This window comes from Streptomyces sp. NPDC045026 (assembly GCF_056432625.1).
The window spans coordinates 382,369-403,692 of the sequence record NZ_JBWKIS010000004.1; the positions used below are offsets into that span (position 1 = coordinate 382,369).

A 21,324-nucleotide genomic window follows, 5' to 3' on the forward strand; every position below is an offset into this window, starting at 1 on the left:
TTGCCTCCGATGCCGGAATCCCGCGAACCTTGCACGGTTTGTTCCGTCCGTACCCCAACTTCGCTCTCCCCTTCCGAGCCCTGGGACGTCATGCAGATCCACGATCTTCCGTATCCCGACCCGGGCCTGCCGGATGCCCGCTCGGGCCCCCGATTCCTGTTCTGGCTGGGCCGGAACCAGCTCGGCGGCCAGCTCAAGTCCCTCGCCTGGGGGCTCCTGCACTTCCTGTCCGTCGCCTCCCTTCCCTACGGTGTCGGCTTCGCCGTGCAGGCCGTGGTCGACGGCTCCGGCTCGCGGCTCGCCCTCGCGGGCGGGCTGATCCTGCTCCTCGGCGCCGCGCTCGCCCTCGGCGACACGATGCTGCACCGGACGGCGGTCACCAACTGGATCACCTCGGCGGCCCGGGTGCAGCAGCTCATCGCCCGCAGGACGGCGGCCCTGGGCGCCGCACTGACGCGGCGGGTCGCCGCCGGCGAGGTCATCGCCGTCTCCACCGGCGATGTCGAGAAAATCGGCTGGTTCATCGAGGCGCTGTCGCGCTTCGCCGCCGCCGCGCTCACCGTTGTCGTGGTCTGCGTGGGGCTCGTCCTCTACCAGCCGGCGCTCGGCAGCGTCGTCGCCATCGGCATGCCCGTCCTCGCGCTCGCCGTCCTGCCGCTCCTCCCCCGCGCCACCCGCCGTGCCGACCAACAGCGTGAGAAGGCGGGCCGGGCCACGGAACTCGCCTCGGACACCGTCGCGGGACTGCGCGTCCTGCGCGGCATCGGCGGCGAGGAACTGTTCCTCGACCGCTATCGCCGCGCCTCCCAGGAGGTCCGCACAGCCGCCGTCCACAACGCCCGCATGTGGTCCTTGATCTCCGCGGTCCAGGTGCTGCTGCCCGGCCTGCTGCTGATCGCTGTCGTCTGGTACGGCATCGAGCTTGCCCGCCAGGGCCGGATCACCGTCGGCGATCTCGTCACCGTGTACAGCGCCGTGATGATCCTCAACTACCCGTTGCGGCACTTCGCGGAGATCGCCATGGCGTACTCCTTCTCGCGCCCCTCGGCCCAGCGCGCGGCACGTGTCCTCTCCCTCGAACGGGTCACGGAGCCGGGCGGACTCCGGGCCGCCGAGGCACCGGCCGGTGACCTGTACGACCCGGTGACGGGACTGCTGGCGCCCGCGGGCCGGCTCACCGCCGTGGTGTGCGGCGACCCGGACCTCGCGGGCCGCCTCGCGGACCGTCTCGGGGGACACCCCACGATCGCGGGCACCGGGACCGGTCCGGACAAGGGTTCCGGTACCAGCCCCAAGACGACCGACTCGGGCTCCGGCTCCGAGACCGACTCGGGCTCTAGCTCCGGCTCCGGGAGCGATCCCGATGAGCGGACCGCCCCCGTCACCGCCCTGCCCTCCGTGCTGCTCGGTGGGGTACCCCTCGACGAACTGCCGCTGGACACGGCCCGCGCCGCCGTCCTCGTCCAGGACAAGGACCCCGTGCTGCTGTCCGGCACGCTCGCCGAACTGTTCGACGTCCCGTCCTCGGGCTCCGTGCGTCCCGAGGAGGCGCTGACCGCGGCACAGTGCGCCGACGTGCTGGACGCACTGTCGCAGGCGTCGCTGGACGACGACCCGATGAACGTGCGGATCACCGAGCGCGGCCGTTCCCTCTCCGGGGGCCAGCGGCAGCGGCTCGCGCTGGCGCGGTCCCTGGTCACCGACCCGGAGGCGCTGGTCCTCGACGAGCCGACGTCCGCCGTCGACTCCCACACCGAAGCCAGGATCGCCGACGGCGTACGCGCGCTGCGCAGTGGGCGTACGACCGTCGTGCTCACTTCGTCCCCGCTGCTGCTCGACCGCGCGGACCGGGTGGTCCTGGTCCACGACGGCACGGTCGCGGCAGTCGGCGAGCACCGGGAACTGGTGCTCACCGAGCCCCGGTACCGGGCCGTCGTGACCCGCGAGACCGACGAGGAGGCGGCGCCGGCAACACAGTCCCAGAACGGCGGCACCTCTCTGCGCGGCGAACCGGACATCGGCGACGCCGGCATCGAAGAACTCACCGAGATCGAGGAGACGGCATGATCGGCCTGGCGCCACCGGCCTACGACCCAGCGGCCCCGACCACGGCGAACACGCTGCCCGTCGGCGCCCCGGCGACCGTGCGGTCCTACGTCCGCGAGCTGTATCAGCGGCACCGCCGCGCGTTCGTGCTGCTCATCGGCGTGAACGCGATCGCCGTCGTGGCGTCGATGGTCGGCCCCTTCCTGCTCGGCGCTCTGGTCCAGGACGTCTCGGACGGCACGGACCGGCTGCGCGTGGAGCATCTGGGCAGCACCATCGCGCTGTTCGTCGTCGCGCTCGTCGTCCAGGCCGTGTTCGTGCGGCAGGTGCGGCTGCGGGGCGCGATGCTCGGCGAGCGGATGCTCGCGGACCTGCGTGAGGACTTCCTCGTGCGAGCGGTCGGCCTGCCGCCCGGCGTGCTCGAACGGGCCGGTACCGGCGATCTCCTTTCGCGTATCACCACCGACATCGACCGGCTCGCCAACGCGATGCGCGAGGCCGTACCCCAGCTGTCCATCGGCGTCGTGTGGGTGGGGCTGCTCCTCGGCGGTCTCGCCGTGACCGCTCCGCCGCTGGCACCAGCGGTACTCGTCGCGGTACCGCTGCTGGTCGTCGGCTGCCGCTGGTACTTCAAGCGGGCCCCGTCCGCTTACCGCTCGGAGGCCGCCGGCTACGCCGCGGTGGCGGCGGCCCTCGCGGAGACCGTCGACGCCGGGCGCACCATCGAGGCGCACCGGCTCGGTGACCGTCGCGTGGCGATGTCCGATCGACGGGTGAAGGAGTGGACGGCGTGGGAGCGCTACACGCTCTATCTGCGGTCGGTGTTCTTCCCGGTCATCAGCGCCACCCATGTGACCGTCCTGTGCGCGGTGCTCCTGATCGGCGGTGTCTTCGCGCTCCAGGGCTGGATCGGCGTCGGGCAGCTGACGACCGGCGCGCTGATCGCCCAGATGCTGGTGGACCCGGTGGGCCTGATCCTGCGCTGGTACGACGAGCTCCAGGGCGCCCAGGTGTCGCTGGCCCGGCTCGTGGGGGTCAGGGACATCGAGCCGGACGCGGGTGACGCCGCGGTGGCGCCGGACGGCCGGCACGTGCAGGCCGACGACGTCCACTTCGGGTACCGGGCGGGCGTCGACGTGCTGCGCGAGGTGTCCCTCGATGTGCGGCCCGGTACGCGGCTCGCGCTGGTCGGACCCTCCGGTGCGGGCAAGTCCACGCTCGGCCGGCTCCTCGCCGGGATCTACGCGCCGCGCACCGGCCAGGTCACGCTGGGAGGCGCCGAGCTCTCCCGGATGCCCGCGGAGCGCGTGCGCTCGCACGTGGCGCTGGTCAACCAGGAGCACCACGTGTTCGTCGGCTCCCTGCGCGACAATCTGCGCCTCGCGCGCACCGGGGCCGAGGACACCGAGCTGTGGGCGGCTCTCGGCGCGGTCGACGCGGACGGCTGGGCGCGCGCGCTCGACGGGGGCCTCGACACCGAGGTCGGCTCCGGCGCGGTGGCGCTGACCCCGGCGCAGGCCCAGCAGGTCGCCCTGGCGCGCCTGGTCCTCGCCGATCCGCACACCCTGGTCCTGGACGAGGCGACCTCGCTGCTCGATCCGCGGGCGGCCAGGAACCTGGAGCGTTCGCTCGGCAGGGTCCTCGACGGCCGCACGGTCGTGGCCATCGCCCACCGGCTGCACACCGCGCACGACGCGGATGTGATCGCCGTGGTCGAGGAGGGCCGGATCAGCGAGCTCGGCAGCCATGACCAGCTGGTGGCGGCCGACGGCGCATACGCGGCGTTGTGGCGGTCCTGGCACGGGTGATCGCTCGGGCGGGGCAAGGGGGACACCCCCCAGGGGCGTGCGGCGGCTCAGATGACGTTGAGCGCGGCCGCGCACCCCACTCCGCCGAGCAGCATGAACACAGGCATCAGGACCTTCAGCTCGACCCAGCTTCCCGCGCGGAAGCGCATCATCTTGGGCGGGCCGATCGGGTACCAGCGCCTGCGGCCGATGGGGATGGGCCACAGGACCGGGCAGCCCGAGACCGTGAGCGCGTCCCCGATGTCGTGGACCAGGGCGCCCAGGACGATGGGCAGGCCCAGCCACAGGTACTCCTGGCCGGGCTGTGTGAACAGCCAGTCCGAGCCGTTGCCCGGCTTGTCGAGGACTCCGGCGAGTATCCAGGCACTGGTCCCGGCGAGCAGCCACACCAGGACGTCGCTGCTGGAGCCGCGTGCCGCCCGCCACAGCAGGCCCTCGATGGCGAGGACCATGTGGACGAAGAGGAGGGCGAGGACCGCCCAGCGCCCGCCGAAGATGGCCGCCGCCGAGGCGCCGGCGCCGATCAGAACCGCCCACAGCCAGGTGTGCGTGAGGGTGCGGTGTCCGCCGGAACGGCGCGGGTCGCCCTTCATGCGGGTCGCCTTGTAGACCGCGTACGACAGCTTGTCGACGATCTCGCACAGGCCGCGCGACACCGGGCCGAAGGCCCGCGAGATGGTGGCCGCCTTGTGGTCCAGGTCGGGGGCGAGGGCTGCGCCCGCGCAGATCAGTGCCCCGACGAGCACGACGGGCCAGGGCATGGGGTGACCGGCGGCGGCTGCGGCCGCCCCCACCCCCAGCCAGGCCGCTGCTCCTGACAGCGAGTGTGCCGGTCCCATCATGGCTGTGTTCCGCCCCATTCCACTTGTGTCGGTGCCCAGTTGTCCCCACCCGGGCCACCGCGTCCTGACGCTCCGTCGGCGCCACAGCGTACCTTTCGTGATCTTCGTACAGGCAACCGATTGCCGGATCGGGTCGGAAGGCAGGCAAGATGGGGGCGTGACCCTTATCGATCAGCTGCCCAGGACCGCCGACCCCGACGCCCTCTACGAGGCTTTCGAGTCGTGGGCCGAGGAGCGCGGGATCACCCTCTATCCCCACCAGGAGGAGGCGCTGATCGAGGTGGTGTCGGGGGCGAACGTGATCGTCTCGACGCCCACCGGGTCCGGCAAGAGCATGATCGCCGCCGGTGCGCACTTCGCGGCGCTCGCGCGGGACGAGGTCACCTTCTACACGGCACCGATCAAGGCGCTGGTCTCCGAGAAGTTCTTCGAGCTGTGCAAGCTCTTCGGCACGGAGAACGTCGGCATGCTCACGGGTGACGCGTCCGTCAACGCCGATGCCCCCGTGATCTGCTGCACCGCCGAGATCCTCGCGTCCATCGCGCTGCGCGACGGGGCTAGGGCCGACATCGGCCAGGTCGTGATGGACGAGTTCCACTTCTACGCGGAGGGCGACCGCGGCTGGGCCTGGCAGATTCCGCTGCTCGAACTCCCCCAGGTGCAGTTCATCCTGATGTCGGCGACGCTCGGCGACGTCGCGATGTTCGAGAAGGACCTGACGCGGCGCACCGGCCGACCCACGTCGGTGGTCCGCTCCGCGACGCGCCCGGTTCCCCTTTCCTACGAGTACCGGCTCACGCCGCTCACGGAGACGCTGACCGAGCTGCTCGAGACCCGGCAGGCCCCGGTGTACATCGTGCACTTCACGCAGGCGCAGGCCGTGGAGCGCGCGCAGGCACTCATGAGCATCAACATGTGCACGCGCGAGGAGAAGGAGAAGATCGCCGACCTGATCGGCAACTTCCGCTTCACCACCAAGTTCGGCCGCAATCTGTCGCGCTACGTGCGGCACGGGATCGGCGTGCACCACGCGGGCATGCTGCCCAAGTACCGGCGGCTGGTGGAGAAGCTCGCGCAGGCCGGCCTTTTGAAGGTCATCTGCGGCACGGACACGCTGGGCGTGGGGGTCAACGTGCCCATCCGCACAGTCCTGTTCACCGCCCTGACGAAGTACGACGGGACGCGGGTGCGGACGCTGCGCGCTCGGGAGTTCCACCAGATCGCGGGGCGCGCCGGGCGGGCCGGCTTCGACACGGCGGGCCTCGTCGTGGCGCAGGCGCCCGAGCACGTCATCGAGAACGAGAAGGCGCTCACGAAGGCGGGCGACGACCCGAAGAAGCGCCGCAAGGTGGTCCGCAAGAAGGCGCCCGAGGGGTTCGTCGCCTGGACCGAGAACACCTTCGAGAAGCTGATCGGCTCCGATCCCGAGCCGCTGACGTCCCGCTTCCGGGTGACGCACATGATGCTGCTCGCGGTCATCGCCCGGCCCGGCAACGCCTTCGAGGCCATGCGTCACCTCCTCGAGGACAACCACGAGCCGCGCAAGCAGCAGCTGCGGCACATCCGCCGCGCGATCGCCATCTACCGTTCGCTCCTCGACGGCGGCATCGTCGAGAAGCTCGACGAGCCCGACTCCACGGGCCGGATCGTGCGTCTGACGGTCGATCTGCAACAGGACTTCGCGCTCAACCAGCCGCTGTCGACGTTCGCCCTCGCCTCCTTCGACCTGCTCGACCCCGACTCGCCGTCGTACGCGCTGGACATGGTGTCCGTCGTGGAGTCGACGCTCGACGACCCGCGGCAGATCCTCGCCGCCCAGCAGAACAAGGCGCGCGGCGAGGCCGTCGCGGCGATGAAGTCCGACGGCGTCGAGTACGAGGACCGCATGGAGCGGCTCCAGGACGTCACGTACCCGAAGCCCCTGGAGGAGCTGCTCTTCCACGCGTACGACGTGTACCGCCGGAGCCACCCGTGGGTGGGTGACCACCCGCTGTCGCCGAAGTCCGTGATCCGGGACATGTACGAACGGGCCATGACGTTCACGGAGTTCGTGTCCTTCTACGAGCTCGCCCGCACCGAGGGCATCGTGCTGCGCTACCTCGCCGGCGCGTACAAGACCCTTGAGCACACGGTGCCCGACGACCTCAAGTCCGAGGACCTCGAGGATCTGATCGCCTGGCTGGGCGAGATGGTCCGACAGGTCGACTCCAGTCTCCTCGACGAGTGGGAACAGCTCGCCAACCCCGAGGTCATGACGGCCGAGGAGGCCCAGGAGAAGGCCGACCAGGTCAAGCCGGTCACGGCGAACGCGCGCGCGTTCCGTGTGCTCGTCCGCAACGCCATGTTCCGCCGGGTCGAGCTGGCCGCCCTCGACAACGTCGATGAACTGGGCGAGCTGGACGCCGACGCCGGGTGGGACGCGGACGCCTGGGGTGAGGCCATGGACAAGTACTGGGACGAGTACGAAGATCTCGGCACCGGTCCCGACGCCCGCGGGCCGAAGCTGCTGCGGATCGAGGAGGACGCCGCGCACGGCCTGTGGCGGGTGCGCCAGACGTTCGCCGATCCGAACGGCGATCACGACTGGGGCATCAGCGCCGAGGTCGATCTTGAGGCGTCCGACGCGGAGGGCCGTGCGGTCATCCGTGTCACGGATGTCGGCCAGCTGTAGGTCCTGACCCGGTCGCGGACCCCGGACGCAGCGCTCGGAGCGCGGCGCAGAGATGAGAGAACACTCCATGACGAATCCAGCTGAGCGGCTCGTCGACCTGCTCGACCTGGAGCAGATCGAGGTCAACATCTTCCGGGGCCGCAGCCCGCAGGAGTCCCTGCAGCGGGTATTCGGCGGCCAGGTGGCCGGCCAGGCGCTCGTCGCCGCGGGCCGCACCACCGAGGGCGACCGGCCCGTGCACTCGCTGCACGCGTACTTCCTGCGCCCGGGCCGTCCCGGCGTGCCCATCGTGTACCAGGTCGAACGGGTCCGCGACGGCCGGTCGTTCACGACGCGCCGCGTCACCGCCGTGCAGCAGGGCCGCACGATCTTCAATCTGACCGCCTCCTTCCACAAGCCCGAGGACGGGAGCTTCGAGCACCAGCTGCCGCCGGCGCGCGAGGTTCCCGATCCGGAGTCCCTGCCGACGATCGCCGACGAGGTGAGTGCTCATCTGGGCACACTGCCCGACGCGTTGGAACTCATGGCGCGGCGCCAGCCCTTCGACATCCGCTACGTGGACCGGCTGCGCTGGTCCCCCGAGGACATCGAGCGCGCCGAGCCGCGCAGCGCGGTCTGGATGCGCGCGGTCGGGCCCCTCGGCGACGACCCGCTCGTGCACACCTGCGCGCTCACGTACGCGAGCGACATGACCCTCCTCGATGCCGTGCGCATCCCCGTGGAACCCCTGTGGGGGCAGCGCGGTTTCGACATGGCCTCGCTCGACCACGCCATGTGGTTCCACCGTCCCTTCCGTGCGGACGAGTGGTTCCTGTACGACCAGGAGTCCCCGATCGCGACGGGCGGCCGAGGTCTGGCGCGCGGCCGGATCTACGACGCCGACGGACACCTCCTCGTGTCCGTGGTGCAAGAGGGCCTCTTCCGCAAGCTCGGGGAATGACCGGCGCCGACGACCGGGACGCGTCGCTCGCGCGGGCCGTGCGGCTGCGCGAGGACGGCCTGCGCGAAGAGGCCCGCGAGCTGCTCGTAGCGCTGTCCGCCCGGTTCCCCGGCGACGCCGAGGTCGCGTACCAGACGGCCTGGGTCCACGACACCCTCGGGCTCGAAGCCGATGCCGTCCCGTACTACGTGCGGGCAATCGCCGGCTCCGGCCTGACCGGGGAAGCCCGGCGGGGCGCTCTGCTCGGTCTGGGCAGCACCTACCGCACCCTCGGCCGCTACCCGGAGGCGGTTGCCACGCTGAGCGGCGGCGGCGCCGAGTTCCCCGAGGACAACGCCCTCAAGACGTTCCTGGCCATGGCCCTGTACAACGTGGGCCGCGCGCACGACGGGATGCGGCTGCTGCTCACGGTCCTCGCGCAGACGAGCGGCGACCCGGACCTCGTCGCGTACCGGCCGGCCCTCGAGCACTATGCCGAGGATCTCGACGCTGTCGATTAGGCGATCCGAATCTTGCGAACTGCCTTTGCTCCAGGCCCTGTTCAGGATCCTCTGCGGCGGAGCCAGCCGAGCAGTCCGCGCGCGGGGCGGTGCGGCTCGGTGTCGGCCGGGCTCTGTTGTCCCGTTCCCTTCGCGCTCACCAGCGCCACATCCGGCTCCGCCGGGAGCAGCGCGGCCGAGTTCGTCGCCGTCTCGCCGGGCGCCTGACGTGCGGCGCCGGAGAAGCCCGCGGTCGGGCGCGGTGCGGGCCGTCGGCGTCGCGCCTCCGCCAGGCTGAGCAGCAGGCTCGCCCTGAGCCAGCTGATCTCGTGCGGGTCGTCCGCCGTCATGATCCGCTCGGCGATGCGTGCCGATGGCGAGTCGGGCGCCCCGTGTCCCGTCGACTCGGGCCGCAGTTTGCTCAGATAGCCGCGCTCGTAAGGGCACTTGACGAGCTCGAAGACCGTCACCGGGTCCAGCAGGGACGCGACTGCAGCGGCTCGCTCCCATGCGTCGCCGCTCTGCCCAAGCAGATGGCCCGCGTGTCGCGACCGCCAGTTCCGGGGCCGCAGGTCGATCCCCGCGTCGAGGCGGGCGCGCATCCGGTCGGGTGCGCGTCCCGTCATCAGTGGTGCGTTGACCTCGGCCGCCGCGAACTCCCGCAGCTCTTCCGCGAGATAGAGCCAGACCACGGCCCGGTAACGGTTCAGGTAGAAGCGGACGGGTGTCAGCATCCCCGCGCGGGCGAGCCGGGTGAACCTGGCCGTGGTGATGTCCATGAGGCCCGCGCCTTCCGTGGTCCCCACGGCCCGGACGTGCTCTCGCAGCGTGTCGGGGAAGCCCACGGTGTCACGCACCCGCTCGACCTCCTCGCGGGCGACGCGGCGGCGCCCGCCGCCGTCGGCCGCTACGGTGCGGACCCGTCCGAGCCTTACGGCCAGCTCGAACTCGCCCCGTTTCAGCCCTAGTTCGCGAGCAGCCCGGCTCTGCGCAAGCGACGCGGCGTGCACCCGCGTGGCTGGTGTGGCCGGTGTGGTGATGGTGTTGCCATCCATGTCTGATCTCCCCCGTGAGTCGTGATCGCTCCCGGGAAAAACCGTAGCCCGAAACCCGCCCGCGCCGCTGAGCCTGTGGATAACTCTGGCGCGCCTGGCGTTTATGCAGGTCAGAAGCCGTCTGCTCGGCGGGCTCCCACGCCGAGATGCTCGCCGACCCGATTGACGAGCAGCGTCATCTCGTACGCGACCTGACCGATGTCGGCCTCGGCCGAGCTGAGGACGCACAGGCAGCTGCCGTCGCCCGCCGCCGTCACGAAAAGGACGGCGTCATCGAACTCGACCATCGTCTGCCGGACGCCGCCGGCGCCGAAGTGCCGCCCGGATCCCTTGGCGAGGCTGTGCAGACCGGACGACACGGCCGCCAGATGTTCGGCGTCCTCCCGCCTCAGATCGCTGCTCGCCCCGGTGACCAGACCGTCGTTGGACAGGACAAGAGCGTGGCGCACATGTTCGACACGCTCCGTCAGGTCGTCCAGCAGCCAGCCGAGCCCCTCGTTGTCCGCCATGATCCCGTCTCCCCCATTCCCGATCGCTCCACCCGGAGGATCTGTCTCGCCAGCCTTACCCACGCTCGGCGTCTCGGCAAGCAGGATGACCCCATGGCACACAAGATGACCGATGAGGAATGGCGGGCGTTCGTCTCCGAGGGGACCCGTACCGCCAAGCTGTCCACCGTGCGGCCCGACGGCAGCCCGCACATCGCGCCCGTCTGGTTCGTTCTCGACGGCGAGGACCTCCTGTTCAACACCGGCAAGGACACCGTGAAGGGCCGCAATCTCGCCAGGGACAACCGGGTGGCCCTGTGCGTGGACGACGAGCGGCCGCCGTTCTCCTTCACCGTGATCGAGGGGCGCGCCGAACTCATCGAGGACCTGGGGCAGTTGCGGGACTCGGCCACCAGGATCGGTGCGCGTTACATGGGCGAGGACCGCGCCCAGGAGTTCGGCGAGCGCAACGGCGTGCCCGGTGAGCTCCTCGTGCGCGTGCGGATCGAGAAGGTCGTGGCCCTGGCCGGGCTCGCCGACTGACGACGGCGCACCTCACCTCACCTCAGCTCACGGAGTCGAGGAGCCGGGCGGTGTGCATCCGCCCGGCGTACTCGACGAGCCGGATCAGCACCTCCTTTCCCGAGTCGCGGTCGCGGGCGTCGCACAGCACCACCGGCGTCCCGCGGTCGAGATCGAGGGCGCGTGACACGTCGTGGGCCCCGTAAGTACGCGCGCTCGTGAAGCAGTTGACCGCCACGACGAACGGGATGCGGCGGTGCTCGAAGTAGTCCACGGCGGGAAAGCTGTCCTCGAGCCGTCGGGTGTCCGCGAGGACGACGGCGCCCAGCGCGCCCTGCGACAGTTCGTCCCAGAGGAACCAGAAACGGTCCTGCCCGGGCGTTCCGAACAGGTAGAGCGAGAGGCCGGACCGGATGGTGATGCGGCCGAAGTCCATGGCGACGGTCGTCGTGGTCTTGCGCTCCACGGCTCCGATGTCGTCCACGTTTTGGCCCAGTTCGCTGAGCAGTTCCTCGGTGCGCAGTGGCCGGATTTCGCTGACGGCGCCGACCAGGGTGGTCTTGCCGACCCCGAATCCGCCCGCGACCAGAATCTTCAAAGCCAGGGCCGTGTTGTCGTTATCAGTGTTTGCGGAATTTTCTGCGTGGTCTGCGTTGTCTCCGTTGCCGGCGTTCGTCTCTTCAAAGTGCTCGGAGGCCATCGATGACTTCCCTCAAGATCTTTTCGTCGGGTAGCTGTGCGGGCGGCACGGGCCGGCTGACCTTGACGCAGCCCATGTCGAGAAGGTCTCCCAGGAGCACCCTGACCACCCCTGCGGGGAGGTCGGTGCCCGCGGCGAGTTCTGCGACCGACTGCGTCTCGGTGCGGCACAACTCGATGAGCGCCCTGTGTTCGGGCCCGAGCGCCGTGTCGTCGTCCTTGCCGGGTGCGGCGTCGTCGAGCTTGACGAGTGCGATCAGGTCGAAGCGCACCCCTCTCGGACCGGGTGACGTGCGCCCACCGGTCATCGCGTACGGGCGGACCAGCGGGCCGGCCTCGTTGTCGTACCACTGGCTGCCCGACCGGTCCGGGCTGCCCCGTCCCTCGTCGTCCCTGTGCCCGTGATCGTTCATCGTCGTGGCCGTCCGGTCATCCGGCGGCGGGCGGGTGCGCGGCGAACCGCGGTGGGGTGTAGAGGTGTTCGCCGACCCGCTTGACCATGCGGGCCATCTCGTACGCGACGAGGCCGATGTCGGCGTCGGCGGTACTGAGGACGGCGAGGCACGAACCGTCGCCCGCCGCGGCGACGAAGAGGAAGCCGTCGTCCATCTCGACCATGGTCTGGCGGACGCCGCCCGCTCCGAAGTGCCGGCCCGCCCCCTTGGCGAGGCTGTGGAAGCCGGAGGCGACGGCGGCCAGATGCTCGGCGTCCTCGCGGCCGAGCCCGCTCGACGCGCCGACGGCGAGTCCGTCGTTGGAGAGGACGACCGCGTGCCTCAGCTCGGCGACGCGCAGCACCAGGTCGTCGAGGAGCCAGTCGAGTTCTCCGGACCGGGGCGCGGCGTCCGTGGTCGGGTCCTTGATCATGTGGGATCTCCTTCGGTGCTGTCGCTGCCGTGCACGGGTCCTGAGCCGGCTCCTGGTGGGCGGCCGCCGCCCCGGACCCAGCCGTCACGGAAGGCCGCCATGCGCTGCCGCGCCTGTTCGGGCGTGCGTGCGCCGGATTCCTGCTGGTGTGTGGCGCCGGTGTCGCCCTCCGGCCGCTCACGCAGCTGGGGTGCGAGGCTCGCCTGCCGTACCCGCTTGGGCAGTCCGTCAGGTGCCTCGGAGTCACTCTCGTCGGCAGCGGGCCTGTGCAGGCGCAGGGCGGTGACTCCGGGGGGCGGCGGGGTGTCGTGAGCCGTGTCCCTGTCCGGCACGGCGTGCACGGCGGCGGCGATGGCGGGGCGCGGCCCCTGGGCGGGCACGGAGTTGCCGTTCGTGTGGTGCGCTTCCGGGTCGGGCACGCGCGCGTAGTGGTGCTCCGTCGCGTGTTCCTGTGTGGTGTCCGCCCCGACGGACTTGTCGGGGGCCCCGGCGTGCATCAGAGGTGTGGGCAGCAGGACGACCGTGGTGGTGCCGCCGTACGGCGAGGTGCGCAGGTGCACCTTGATGCCGTGGCGGTGGGCGAGCCGGCTGACCACGAAGAGCCCGAGCCGGTCGCTGTCGAACAGGTCGAGCGCTTCGGAGTGGGCGATGCGGTTGTTGGCCTCGGCGAGGGTCTCCTTGCCCATGCCGAGGCCCCGGTCCTCGATCTCCAGGGCGTAGCCGTTTCCGACGGGTTCGCCGCTGACCCGCACCTTGGTGTGCGGCGGGGAGAACTGGGCGGCGTTCTCCACGAGTTCGGCCAGGAGGTGGGTGAGGTCGGCGACCGCGGCGCCCTGTACGGAAGCGGCGGGCAGTTGCCGCAGCTCCACGCGCGCGTAGTCCTCGACTTCGGAGACCGCCGCGCGGACCACGTTGGTCAGCGATACGGGGGTGCGCCAGGCGCGGCCCGGGGCGGCTCCGGAGAGGATGATCAGGCTTTCCGCGTGGCGCCTCATGCGGGTCGTGAGGTGGTCGAGGCGAAACAGGTCGCTGAGTTCGTTCGGGTCCTCGGCCCTGCGCTCCATGGTGTCGAGGAGGCCGAGCTGACGGTGGACGAGGACCTGGCTGCGGCGGGCGAGGTTGACGAAGACCCCGGAGATCCCGCTGGCGAGTTCGGCGCGTTCGGCGGCGGCGCGCAGGGCTGCCCTGTGCACCGTGCCGAGGGCCTCGGCGACCTGTCCGGTCTCGTCCTCGGCGGGAGGGCCTTCCGGCGCTTCCGCGCGGACGTCGATCTCCTCGCCGGCGCGAAGTTTCCGCATCGCGTTCGGGAGTTTGCGCCGGGCGATCTCCAGGGCGCTGTTGCGCAGGCTGATCAGTTCGACGACCAGGCCTCGGCCGATGCGTACGGAGATCACGAGCGAGGCGCCGACGGCCAGCAGGCCGAAGAGGACGGCGGCGCCCGCGGGCGTGAGCAGTCCGCGGGTGAACGGATCCGCCCGGACCGCGGCCGTGCGCGCCGCGTCCGCCTCGATCGAGCGGAACCGGTTCTGCACGGTCGTGTGCGCGCTGTCCCAGGTGAGTGCGGGAGCCGCGTCGAGCGCCGCGCGGCCGGGCCGAGCGGCGAGCGCCTTGTCCTCGACAGCGCGTACGTCGCCGTACGCGCTCCCCTCCACGAGGTGGCGCCACGCCGTCCGTTGTGGTGCCGGGAGATCGGCGACGGCCGATTCGGCCAGGTTGCGCCGGGTGTCGACCGCCCCGGTGAACAGCCGCAGCCGCGTCCCGTCCAGCGAGCCCGAGAGACGGGCGGCGGCGAGCAGGGAGTCCTCGCGGGCGAGCATCTCGCCGGACCGTGAGAACTCGAGCAGCACGCGCGCGTCGGAGCCGAGACGGTCGTCCTGGATCCCGGTCACCGCACCGCTCACGGCGAACGCCGAGCCGATCGTCTTCGTGTACTGCCCGTATGTGCCCTCCCAGCCCGTGCGTCGGCCGAGCACCGCGCTGCGCACGGGGCGCAGCTTGTCGGCGTCGGAGACGAACGCCGTCAGTCGCTCGCCGAGCCGCGCGGGCAGATCGGCGCCGTCCGCGACGGTGCCGCCCTCGCCGAGACGGAGCTTCGCCACGGCCCGGTCGGTCGCCGAGCCGCGCTTCCTGAGGTCGTCACCACGGTCGGCCGCCGGCTTGGCGGCGTAGGCGACGGCCGCGGTGCGTTCGGCCTGGAGCGCGGCGACCGCGTCGGCGACCGGGCCGCGGACCGTGGAGTCGACCCGCTGCAACTGCCGCATGCGGGCCACGTCCTGGGCGGTGGTGACCGTCGCGTACGCCCACAGAGCGAGCAGTGAGACGACGGGCACCATCAGAAGGCACACGATCTTGGCGCGGACGGTACGGGGCCGCAGCCCTCGGCCTCCCGCGCGCGTGGGAGGCACGACAGGAACGGACGGGCCGTCTGTTCCGTGGTCCTCTTCCGCGGGCGGTCCGGCGTGCGCGCGCCGTCCGCGCGACGGAGGCGCGGGCTTGGGCGGTGCGCCGTTGATGGGGGTCCTACGGGGTGTACGCATGGCCTCCTCGCTCGTGGTGCGCTCGTGGTGCGAAGGGTGGTGGCGCCGTTCCGCGGTCAGCGGGCGACGCTCTCGACGGGCCGCTGGGCCGACGCGGAGGCCTCGCGCTCCCCCGTGGTGGGGGACAGCGCGACGAACGCGGACGTCAGGAAGAGGTAGGACCCGAGGCCGACGGCGAGGGGGAAGATGAATTGCATCGCCGTGGCCCCGGGCAGGGCCGCTGCGGAGGACGCGACCTTCACGCTCACCGCCATCATTCCGGTGTAGTGCATGCTGCTCACCGCGCCGCCCATGACGAGGGAGGCGACCGCGACAGCGGCGGGCGACTTGATGTTGAGTCCGGCCCAGAGGGCGGCCGTCGCGGCGACGACGGCGATGGCGACGGAGAGCCCCACGAGCAGCGGGTCGTAGCGCACCTGTCCGTGCAGGCGCAGCGCCGCCATGCCCAGGTAGTGCATGCTCGCGACGCCGAGTCCCGTGGTGAGTCCGCCCAGCGCGAGGGCGCGGTTGCGGTCGCGGCTGTAGCCGACGGCGAAGACGCCGACGCCCACGACGGCCACGGCGACGACCAGGCTGAGGACGGTGAGCGGCACGTTGTAGCGGATCTCCGTACCGGTGACGCCGAAGCCGAGCATCGCCACGAAGTGCATCGTCCAGATGCCCGTGCCGATCGCGGACGCCGCGGTGATCAGCCAGTTGCGCCGCGAACGGCCGGTGGCGCCGAGGGCGCGGACGGTGCAGCGCAGACCGAGCGCGGCGCCGATGGATGCCATCACGTATGACAGCACGGGGGTCAGCCAGCCGAAGGTGGCGTGGTCCAGGTGTCCCATGGCTCCGGGACGCTAGACCTCTCGGGGGCGCACAACAGGGGCGCATTTCGAAAGCTGCTGGAATCTGACAGAGAGACGCACCAGAACGATCGCGTCACGCTCGAACATGTGCACCGCCCGACATGCGGCGGTTTCGGTTCGCATCGGTTCTCATCGGTCGCATGCGGAGTTTTCGATCCCTTGGACGCCCCCACACACGCGCCCGTACTCGCTCTACACGCCCGTACCCGAGGGATCATGGAGTCATGAGCGACGACCACACGCACGTACAGGAGTTCTTCTCGGCCCGCGCGGCCGACTGGGACGCGCGGTTCCCCGACGACGGTCCGGCCTTCGAGGCGGCCGTCTCCGAGCTGGGGCTCCGCGCGGGTGACCGGGTGCTCGACGCGGGATGCGGCACGGGGCGCGCCCTGCCGGCGCTCAGGGACGCCGTAGGGCCTTCGGGAACTGTCCTCGGGGTCGACCTGACCCCCGCGATGCTGGAGGCCGCCGTACGGGCGGGACGGGATCGCGCCGGCTCACTCGCGCTCGCCGACGTGACGCGCCTGCCGGTACGGCCCGAGTCGCTCGACGCCGTCTTCGGCTCGGGCCTCGTCTCACACCTGCCCCAACCCCAGGAGAATCTGCGGGAGTTGGCGAGGGTCGTGCGTCCCGGCGGGCTCCTCGCACTGTTCCACCCCATCGGGCGGGCGGCGCTGGCCGCGCGACAGGGCCGCCGACTCACCCCGGACGACCTGCGCGCCGAACCGAACCTCCGGTCACTGCTGGCCGGTTCGGGCTGGCGCATGACGTCGTACGTGGACGAGGACGCCCGTTTCCTGGCACTGGCGCAGCGCCGGGACTGACGCCGTACGAATTTGGTGCTGTACGGATTTGGTGCCGTGCGGGATTGACGCAATGCCCGGCTAGGCGTGGACGTGGTCCGCGACCGCCGCGGCGAATGCCTCCGCATTGTCGAACATGACGTTGTGCCCGGCATCGGGCACGGTGCGCACGCGTACTCCCGCGGCTTCGAGGCCTGCGCGGTCCGCGAGTTCACCGCTGCGCGCGCCCTGCAGATACAGGCGGTCGATGTCCAGGTCCATGAGCATCCGCCGCGTGGTGGGGCGGGTCCCGCGGGCGAGTCCGACGGCGGTGCGGTGCAGGGCGAGTGGGTCCGCGAGGCGCATGGTGGCCGCCCACAGAGGGCCGACCTTGGCGAGCACGCGCGCGTGGCCGCCGCCCGTGACGTACTCGTCCTCCCCGTAAGAGGCAATTCCGCTGCTGCCCTCCACCCGGGGAGGGTACGGGTCGAGGTTGGCCTCGGTGAGCACCAGCCGCGAGACGAGGTCGCGGCGCCGATGGGCCAGGACGATCGCCACGGCGCCGCCCATGCTGTGCGCGACGAGCTCGGCACCGGACGCCCCGGCCGCGTCGAGAACGGCCGCCAGGGCGTCGGCATGGTCGTCCAGCGAGTACCCGAAGTCGGCGGGCCGGTCACTGATGCCGTGCCCCGGCAGATCGACGAACAGCGAACGACGGCCCGCGAGTTCGGGCCTGCCGGCTATATGCGCGTGGTAGACGGTCGAGGCGGATCCCAGCCCATGGACGTACACCCGCGGCGCCCCGTCCCCGTCGCCCTCGACCCAGCGTATGTGGCTCCCCTGCGAGTCGAACCGGGCCTGCTTCAACATGCGCCCCCACTCCCTCTCCCCAGCAACCGCACAGCCCCGCCCTTACGAGGCACTCCGTAGAGCATACATCGCCACCGATGTATTGCCAGACCGATGTACACCGAGCCGGAGGGAGTGCGGCACAATGAGGGCATGCTGGAACTCGCCATCCTCGGCTTCCTTTACGACGCACCTCTGCACGGTTACGAGCTGCGCAAACGGATCACGGCACTGACCGGCCACGTGCGACCCGTCGCCGAGAGCACGCTCTATCCGGCGATCAAGCGCCTGGAGAAGGCGGGCCTGCTCACCCGCGAGACACAGCCGGGGTCGGTCGCGGCCCAGCGCCACGTCCTCAGCCTGACCACGGCGGGCCGGGAGGACCTTCGCGGCAGGCTGGCGGAGCCCGGCCGGTCGGACATCACCGACGAGAACCGCTGGTTCACGGTCCTCGCGTTCCTGCGGCACCTCGACGACCCGGGGGCGCAGGCGACGGTGCTCGGGCGCAGGCTGGCATTCCTGGAGGAACCGGCCAGCTTCTTCTACGAAGGTGAACGTCCACTGCGGGCCGAGGAGTTGGACGACCCGTTCCGCCGCGGCATCCTCACCATCGCCCGCGCGACCAGCCGGGCCGAACTCGCCTGGCTGCGCTCCACCCTCGCGGACTTGCGGACACGTACGTAGGCGAAACCCTTCTGACGCTCGAACTCCAGCTCTACGTTGATGAGGTGACGCACCGTCGCACACCGCACTGAGGGAAGGTGGCGTACATGTTCGACAGACTCCGCAAGGCCTTGGCCGCACGGACACCGGCCGGTGCGAGCGTCGCGGCGCCGCCGCGCAAGCGCCCGCCGAACCTCTTCGAGGCGGCGGCAACCTACGTCTCGGCATCGGTCGAGGACGACGAGGACAGGCTCGCCGAGGCCGCGACCTGGGTATCTCCGGAGGCCCTGACGTTCGGCATCAACGAACTCGCGTGCCGGGCAGTCGTCGCGCTCGCGCGGGAGCGCGACGAGTCGCCCCAGGAGGTGGCGCGGGCGCTGCTCGGCCTGCCCGCCGCCACCTGACCGGCCTCGCCCGCCGGCTCTCCACGGGAGGCACACGAAGTGCGCACGGGATCTTGGCAGGGTCCGCCCACTGGGCGCCACGGCGGGTCCTTCGGGAGAATTTCCAGCTCAACGCCCTCGACGATCTCCACCGCGACTGGTTAGGGTGCGCCGACGGAGAAAGCTCAGGGGAGGCTGGCATGGCCGGGACGGACGACACGGTCGCCGCCGGGGACGACGCGCTGTACGTACTGACGGCGGTGTTGCTGACCCCTGCGAAGTTCCCCAGTGTGCTCGGGGACGACTACCCGGAGGCATGCGCCGCGCTCGGGCTCGCGCCCCTCGCCGACGGGTACGGGCTCGTGCTCGGGCAGGACGGGACGGGGGCACGCTGGACCGTCGTCATAGACGACGTGTCCCTCGTCGCCGTCGCCATCGCGTCCTGGGACTGCGGCATGGAGTACGAGTTGTCGCCCGACGAGCGCACGGTGGTCTCGGCCATGCCGGGGTGGCCGCTGGCCCTTTCCGTTTCCGCGCCGGGCGTCCCCGCCCCGCACGACCCGGAACACGACCCGGAGATCATGGACGGTCCGCCTCTCACGCCGCCGAACACGGAGACGTGGGGCCCCGCCCAACGACGCCTCGGCGCCGACGAGATCGCCCTCCAGTGGGCGTCCTGGCGGGACCAGATCGACGACAGTGCGTTCCTGACGGACAGCCCGGCCGGCTCGGAGGGCTCCGAGGGCGCGGCCGGTGCGGAGGCCTCGAAGGAGGCAGGCGACACGGACGCCGACAGCACGGCAACCCCCGCCGCTTCCGCTTCCACCACCATCGATTCCGGCGACGCCGCCGACAACACCTCGGCCACCGCTCCCCCCGGAAGCGACTCCGAGGCGCAGAGCACGCGCGCCCCGCACGCGGGCATCCGGCGGGTCCTCGCCGAGGTACGCGCCTACGTGGACTGCCCTCCGCCCCTGGGCCGGGTCCGGTCGGCGTTCGCGTCCGGGGATGCCCGGACCCTCCGGGCCGACGGTCCCGGCTGGTCGATGGTGGCCCGGACGGACGACATCGCGTTCGTGCTGCTGGACGACGAGCCCGGTGAAGTGCTGCCCGTCGGGCGGGGCCCCGAGCTGCCCGGCCTCCTGGAAGCGCTCGACAAGATGGCCGTACGCCCCTCCTGAAGCCTCCCGCAGCGGGCCACCGGCGGCCCGCTGCGTGGCCTGGCCCCGGGTTCACGCGGCCGAGCCCTGCCTCTCCCAATGCCGCGTACCTCGGCATCTCCTCCCCCCTCCCTCGCCCCACATACCGCCCCTCTCTCCCATGTGGCGCCGGCCCATGGCCCGGTGCGCCGCCCCGCCCGCACGATGGCCCCGCTCGTCACCCCTGCCGGTCCCTCGTCGTCGCGGAGGCTCCCCATGCGCGTGCCCGGAACAGTTCCCCTCTTCGCCACGGCCGTGTTGGCGCTCGCCGTCTCGGGGCCGGTGCCCGCGGGAGCCGCCACGGAGAGCGGTGGGGGCGGGGCACACTGCGCTCGTCAGGAGCGGGTGCACGTCCCGGGTGCCGCCCTTCAACAGAGCACCTGCCTGGACGACTTGACGACATCGGCCTTGGCCGGCACCCCGTACACCGACACCGCCGACCAGGCGGGCCTCACCGCGAAGGGGACCCGCAACCCTTCCGGCGTCCCCGGTTCGCAGATCGACGGGTACTTCCCGGACGACTCCAGGTCGAATTCGACGCACGGCTGGCAGCACGACGCGCAGTTCGTGATCAGGCTGCCCGACCACTGGAACGGCGGCCTCGTGGTGACCGGCTCTCCCGGCAACCGAAAGCAGTTCTCGACGGACGCGGCGATCTCCGACCGCGTCCTGGCCCAGGGTTACGCCTACGCGGCCACCGACAAGGGCAACACCGGCCCCGACTTCTACCGCGACGGAAAGCGCCCCGGCGACGCGATCGTCGAATGGAACAACCGGACCACTCAGCTCACCAGGGCGGCGAAGAAGGCCGTGGCACAGCGCTACGGGCGGGCCCCGCGGCGGACCTACATGACCGGGATCTCCAACGCCGGTTATCTGACGCGCTGGCAGCTGGAGAACCATCCCGAGTTGTACGACGGCGGCGTCGACTGGGAGGGCACCCTCTGGACCGCGGACGGCCCGAACCCGCTCACGTCCCTGCCGACCGCCGTCGCGTACGGGCTCGGGAAGGCCGACGACGACGATCTGTACCGCGTGGGCTTCGCGCGCGGCTCCGAATTCCTCTGGGCCTACCACCAGAAGGCCTACTGGGGGCTCACGCAGAAGGTCTACCGAGCCGAGTTCGACCCCTCGTACGACGCCAAGTGCCCTGGCCCGTCAGCAGGTTCGACGACGGACGAGCTGCTCGCACCGTGCGCCTCCGACGCCTCCTACGACTACGCGGCACGCCCCGCCTCGGTGCACCGCGCCGTCGCGCGGGTCGCGCTGAGCGGGCGGATCGGCAAGCCGCTGATCACGCTCCAGGGCGACCTGGACACCCTGCTGCCGATCGCGGCCGACTCCGATGTGTACGGGCGAATGGTCGACGACCGGGGGCGCGCCCGCCTGCACCGCTCGTACACCGTGCAGGACGGCACGCACACCGACGGCCTCTACGACACCTATCCCGACCGGCTGCGGCCCGTGCTGCCCTGCTACCGGTCCGCGTTCGACGTGCTCACCGCGTGGGTGGAGGACGGCGCGCGGCCGCCCGCCGACCACACCATCGCCAGGCCGGCGGCCGGCGACGTCGTCAACGGCTGCTCGGTGACGGCAGCGGCAGCTGCCGCCCGCCCATAGCCCTGCCCGTAGCCCCGCCTGTA

General features: G+C 71.4%; 20 protein-coding genes. 11 read left to right on the plus strand and 9 right to left on the minus strand.

Features of this window, described 5'->3' with window-relative positions:
- The first annotated feature begins 90 nt into the window (after positions 1-90).
- Entirely contained in the window at positions 91-2,067 is a 1,977-nt protein-coding gene (locus AC07EJ_RS12255) for an ABC transporter transmembrane domain-containing protein (RefSeq protein ID WP_478884175.1), read from the plus strand.
- Positions 2,064-3,854, plus strand: coding sequence for an ABC transporter ATP-binding protein (locus AC07EJ_RS12260; protein WP_389476742.1), 1,791 nt, complete (start codon positions 2,064-2,066; stop codon positions 3,852-3,854). The genes AC07EJ_RS12255 and AC07EJ_RS12260 overlap by 4 nt, the downstream gene beginning before the upstream one ends.
- Positions 3,855-3,901: 47 nt before the next feature.
- Here the strand turns inward: AC07EJ_RS12260 and AC07EJ_RS12265 are convergent, their stop codons facing one another.
- Entirely contained in the window at positions 3,902-4,696 is a 795-nt protein-coding gene (locus AC07EJ_RS12265; RefSeq protein WP_389476744.1) for a metal-dependent hydrolase, read from the minus strand.
- Here AC07EJ_RS12265 and AC07EJ_RS12270 point away from each other — a divergent pair.
- The 3 genes from AC07EJ_RS12270 (at position 4,695) to AC07EJ_RS12280 (ending at position 8,807) form a co-directional block, all read left to right on the plus strand.
- A complete protein-coding gene (locus tag AC07EJ_RS12270) occupies positions 4,695-7,367 on the plus strand; it encodes a DEAD/DEAH box helicase (protein ID WP_389476746.1) in 2,673 nt (890 codons plus the stop codon). The two genes, AC07EJ_RS12265 and AC07EJ_RS12270, sit on opposite strands and share 2 nt — an antisense overlap.
- A gap of 67 nt (positions 7,368-7,434) precedes the next feature.
- Entirely contained in the window at positions 7,435-8,307 is an 873-nt protein-coding gene (locus AC07EJ_RS12275; protein ID WP_389476748.1) for an acyl-CoA thioesterase, read from the plus strand.
- The gene (locus AC07EJ_RS12280) at positions 8,304-8,807 is read left to right on the plus strand and encodes a tetratricopeptide repeat protein (RefSeq protein WP_389476750.1); all 504 of its coding nucleotides are present in this window, start codon (positions 8,304-8,306) and stop codon (positions 8,805-8,807) included. The genes AC07EJ_RS12275 and AC07EJ_RS12280 overlap by 4 nt, the downstream gene beginning before the upstream one ends.
- Before the next feature lie 41 nt (positions 8,808-8,848).
- Here AC07EJ_RS12280 and AC07EJ_RS12285 read toward each other — a convergent pair whose 3' ends face one another.
- Together AC07EJ_RS12285 and AC07EJ_RS12290 are read right to left on the minus strand one after the other, a co-directional pair.
- Complete coding sequence (locus tag AC07EJ_RS12285) at positions 8,849-9,841, minus strand: DUF6397 family protein (protein ID WP_389476752.1); 993 nt, start codon at positions 9,839-9,841, stop codon at positions 8,849-8,851.
- Positions 9,842-9,951: 110 nt separating this feature from the next.
- Complete coding sequence (locus AC07EJ_RS12290) at positions 9,952-10,350, minus strand: roadblock/LC7 domain-containing protein (protein ID WP_389476753.1); 399 nt, start codon at positions 10,348-10,350, stop codon at positions 9,952-9,954.
- Positions 10,351-10,443: 93 nt separating this feature from the next.
- Between AC07EJ_RS12290 and AC07EJ_RS12295 the strand changes: the two genes are divergently transcribed.
- The gene (locus AC07EJ_RS12295; RefSeq protein WP_116500197.1) at positions 10,444-10,872 is read left to right on the plus strand and encodes a PPOX class F420-dependent oxidoreductase; all 429 of its coding nucleotides are present in this window, start codon (positions 10,444-10,446) and stop codon (positions 10,870-10,872) included.
- Between the two features lie 22 nt (positions 10,873-10,894).
- Here the strand turns inward: AC07EJ_RS12295 and AC07EJ_RS12300 are convergent, their stop codons facing one another.
- The 5 genes from AC07EJ_RS12300 to AC07EJ_RS12320 are packed head-to-tail and all read right to left on the minus strand — an operon-like array spanning position 10,895 to position 15,784.
- Positions 10,895-11,551 (minus strand): GTP-binding protein, encoded by a 657-nt coding sequence (locus tag AC07EJ_RS12300; protein ID WP_389476755.1) that lies wholly within the window; start codon positions 11,549-11,551, stop codon positions 10,895-10,897.
- Positions 11,532-11,963 carry a DUF742 domain-containing protein gene (locus tag AC07EJ_RS12305; protein WP_389476757.1) on the minus strand — a complete coding sequence of 144 codons (432 nt, stop codon included), beginning with the start codon at positions 11,961-11,963 and terminating at the stop codon, positions 11,532-11,534. Before AC07EJ_RS12305 ends, AC07EJ_RS12300 begins: the two co-directional genes overlap by 20 nt.
- A 16-nt stretch (positions 11,964-11,979) precedes the next feature.
- Entirely contained in the window at positions 11,980-12,417 is a 438-nt protein-coding gene (locus tag AC07EJ_RS12310) for a roadblock/LC7 domain-containing protein (RefSeq protein WP_389476759.1), read from the minus strand.
- Positions 12,414-14,954, minus strand: a complete 2,541-nt coding sequence (locus AC07EJ_RS12315) for a sensor histidine kinase (protein ID WP_478884176.1) — start codon at positions 14,952-14,954, stop codon at positions 12,414-12,416. The genes AC07EJ_RS12310 and AC07EJ_RS12315 overlap by 4 nt, the downstream gene beginning before the upstream one ends.
- Before the next feature lie 56 nt (positions 14,955-15,010).
- Positions 15,011-15,784, minus strand: a complete 774-nt coding sequence (locus AC07EJ_RS12320) for an MHYT domain-containing protein (RefSeq protein WP_389476763.1) — start codon at positions 15,782-15,784, stop codon at positions 15,011-15,013.
- Positions 15,785-16,029: 245 nt separating this feature from the next.
- Between AC07EJ_RS12320 and AC07EJ_RS12325 the strand changes: the two genes are divergently transcribed.
- The gene (locus tag AC07EJ_RS12325) at positions 16,030-16,629 is read left to right on the plus strand and encodes a class I SAM-dependent methyltransferase (RefSeq protein WP_389476765.1); all 600 of its coding nucleotides are present in this window, start codon (positions 16,030-16,032) and stop codon (positions 16,627-16,629) included.
- Between the two features lie 60 nt (positions 16,630-16,689).
- On the opposite strand, the gene AC07EJ_RS12330 is transcribed toward AC07EJ_RS12325, so the two are convergent.
- Complete coding sequence (locus tag AC07EJ_RS12330; RefSeq protein WP_389476955.1) at positions 16,690-17,454, minus strand: alpha/beta fold hydrolase; 765 nt, start codon at positions 17,452-17,454, stop codon at positions 16,690-16,692.
- Positions 17,455-17,589: 135 nt separating this feature from the next.
- Between AC07EJ_RS12330 and AC07EJ_RS12335 the strand changes: the two genes are divergently transcribed.
- The 4 genes from AC07EJ_RS12335 to AC07EJ_RS12350 all read left to right on the plus strand — a co-directional run bounded on the left by AC07EJ_RS12335 (position 17,590) and on the right by AC07EJ_RS12350 (position 21,301).
- Entirely contained in the window at positions 17,590-18,120 is a 531-nt protein-coding gene (locus AC07EJ_RS12335) for a PadR family transcriptional regulator (protein WP_389476767.1), read from the plus strand.
- 86 nt (positions 18,121-18,206) lie between these two features.
- On the plus strand, positions 18,207-18,503 hold the full coding sequence (locus tag AC07EJ_RS12340) for a hypothetical protein (RefSeq protein WP_389476769.1): 297 nt from the start codon (positions 18,207-18,209) through the stop codon (positions 18,501-18,503).
- Between the two features lie 179 nt (positions 18,504-18,682).
- Entirely contained in the window at positions 18,683-19,663 is a 981-nt protein-coding gene (locus tag AC07EJ_RS12345; protein WP_389476771.1) for a hypothetical protein, read from the plus strand.
- Between the two features lie 234 nt (positions 19,664-19,897).
- Positions 19,898-21,301 carry a tannase/feruloyl esterase family alpha/beta hydrolase gene (locus AC07EJ_RS12350; protein ID WP_478884177.1) on the plus strand — a complete coding sequence of 468 codons (1,404 nt, stop codon included), beginning with the start codon at positions 19,898-19,900 and terminating at the stop codon, positions 21,299-21,301.
- Positions 21,302-21,324: the final 23 nt, after the last annotated feature.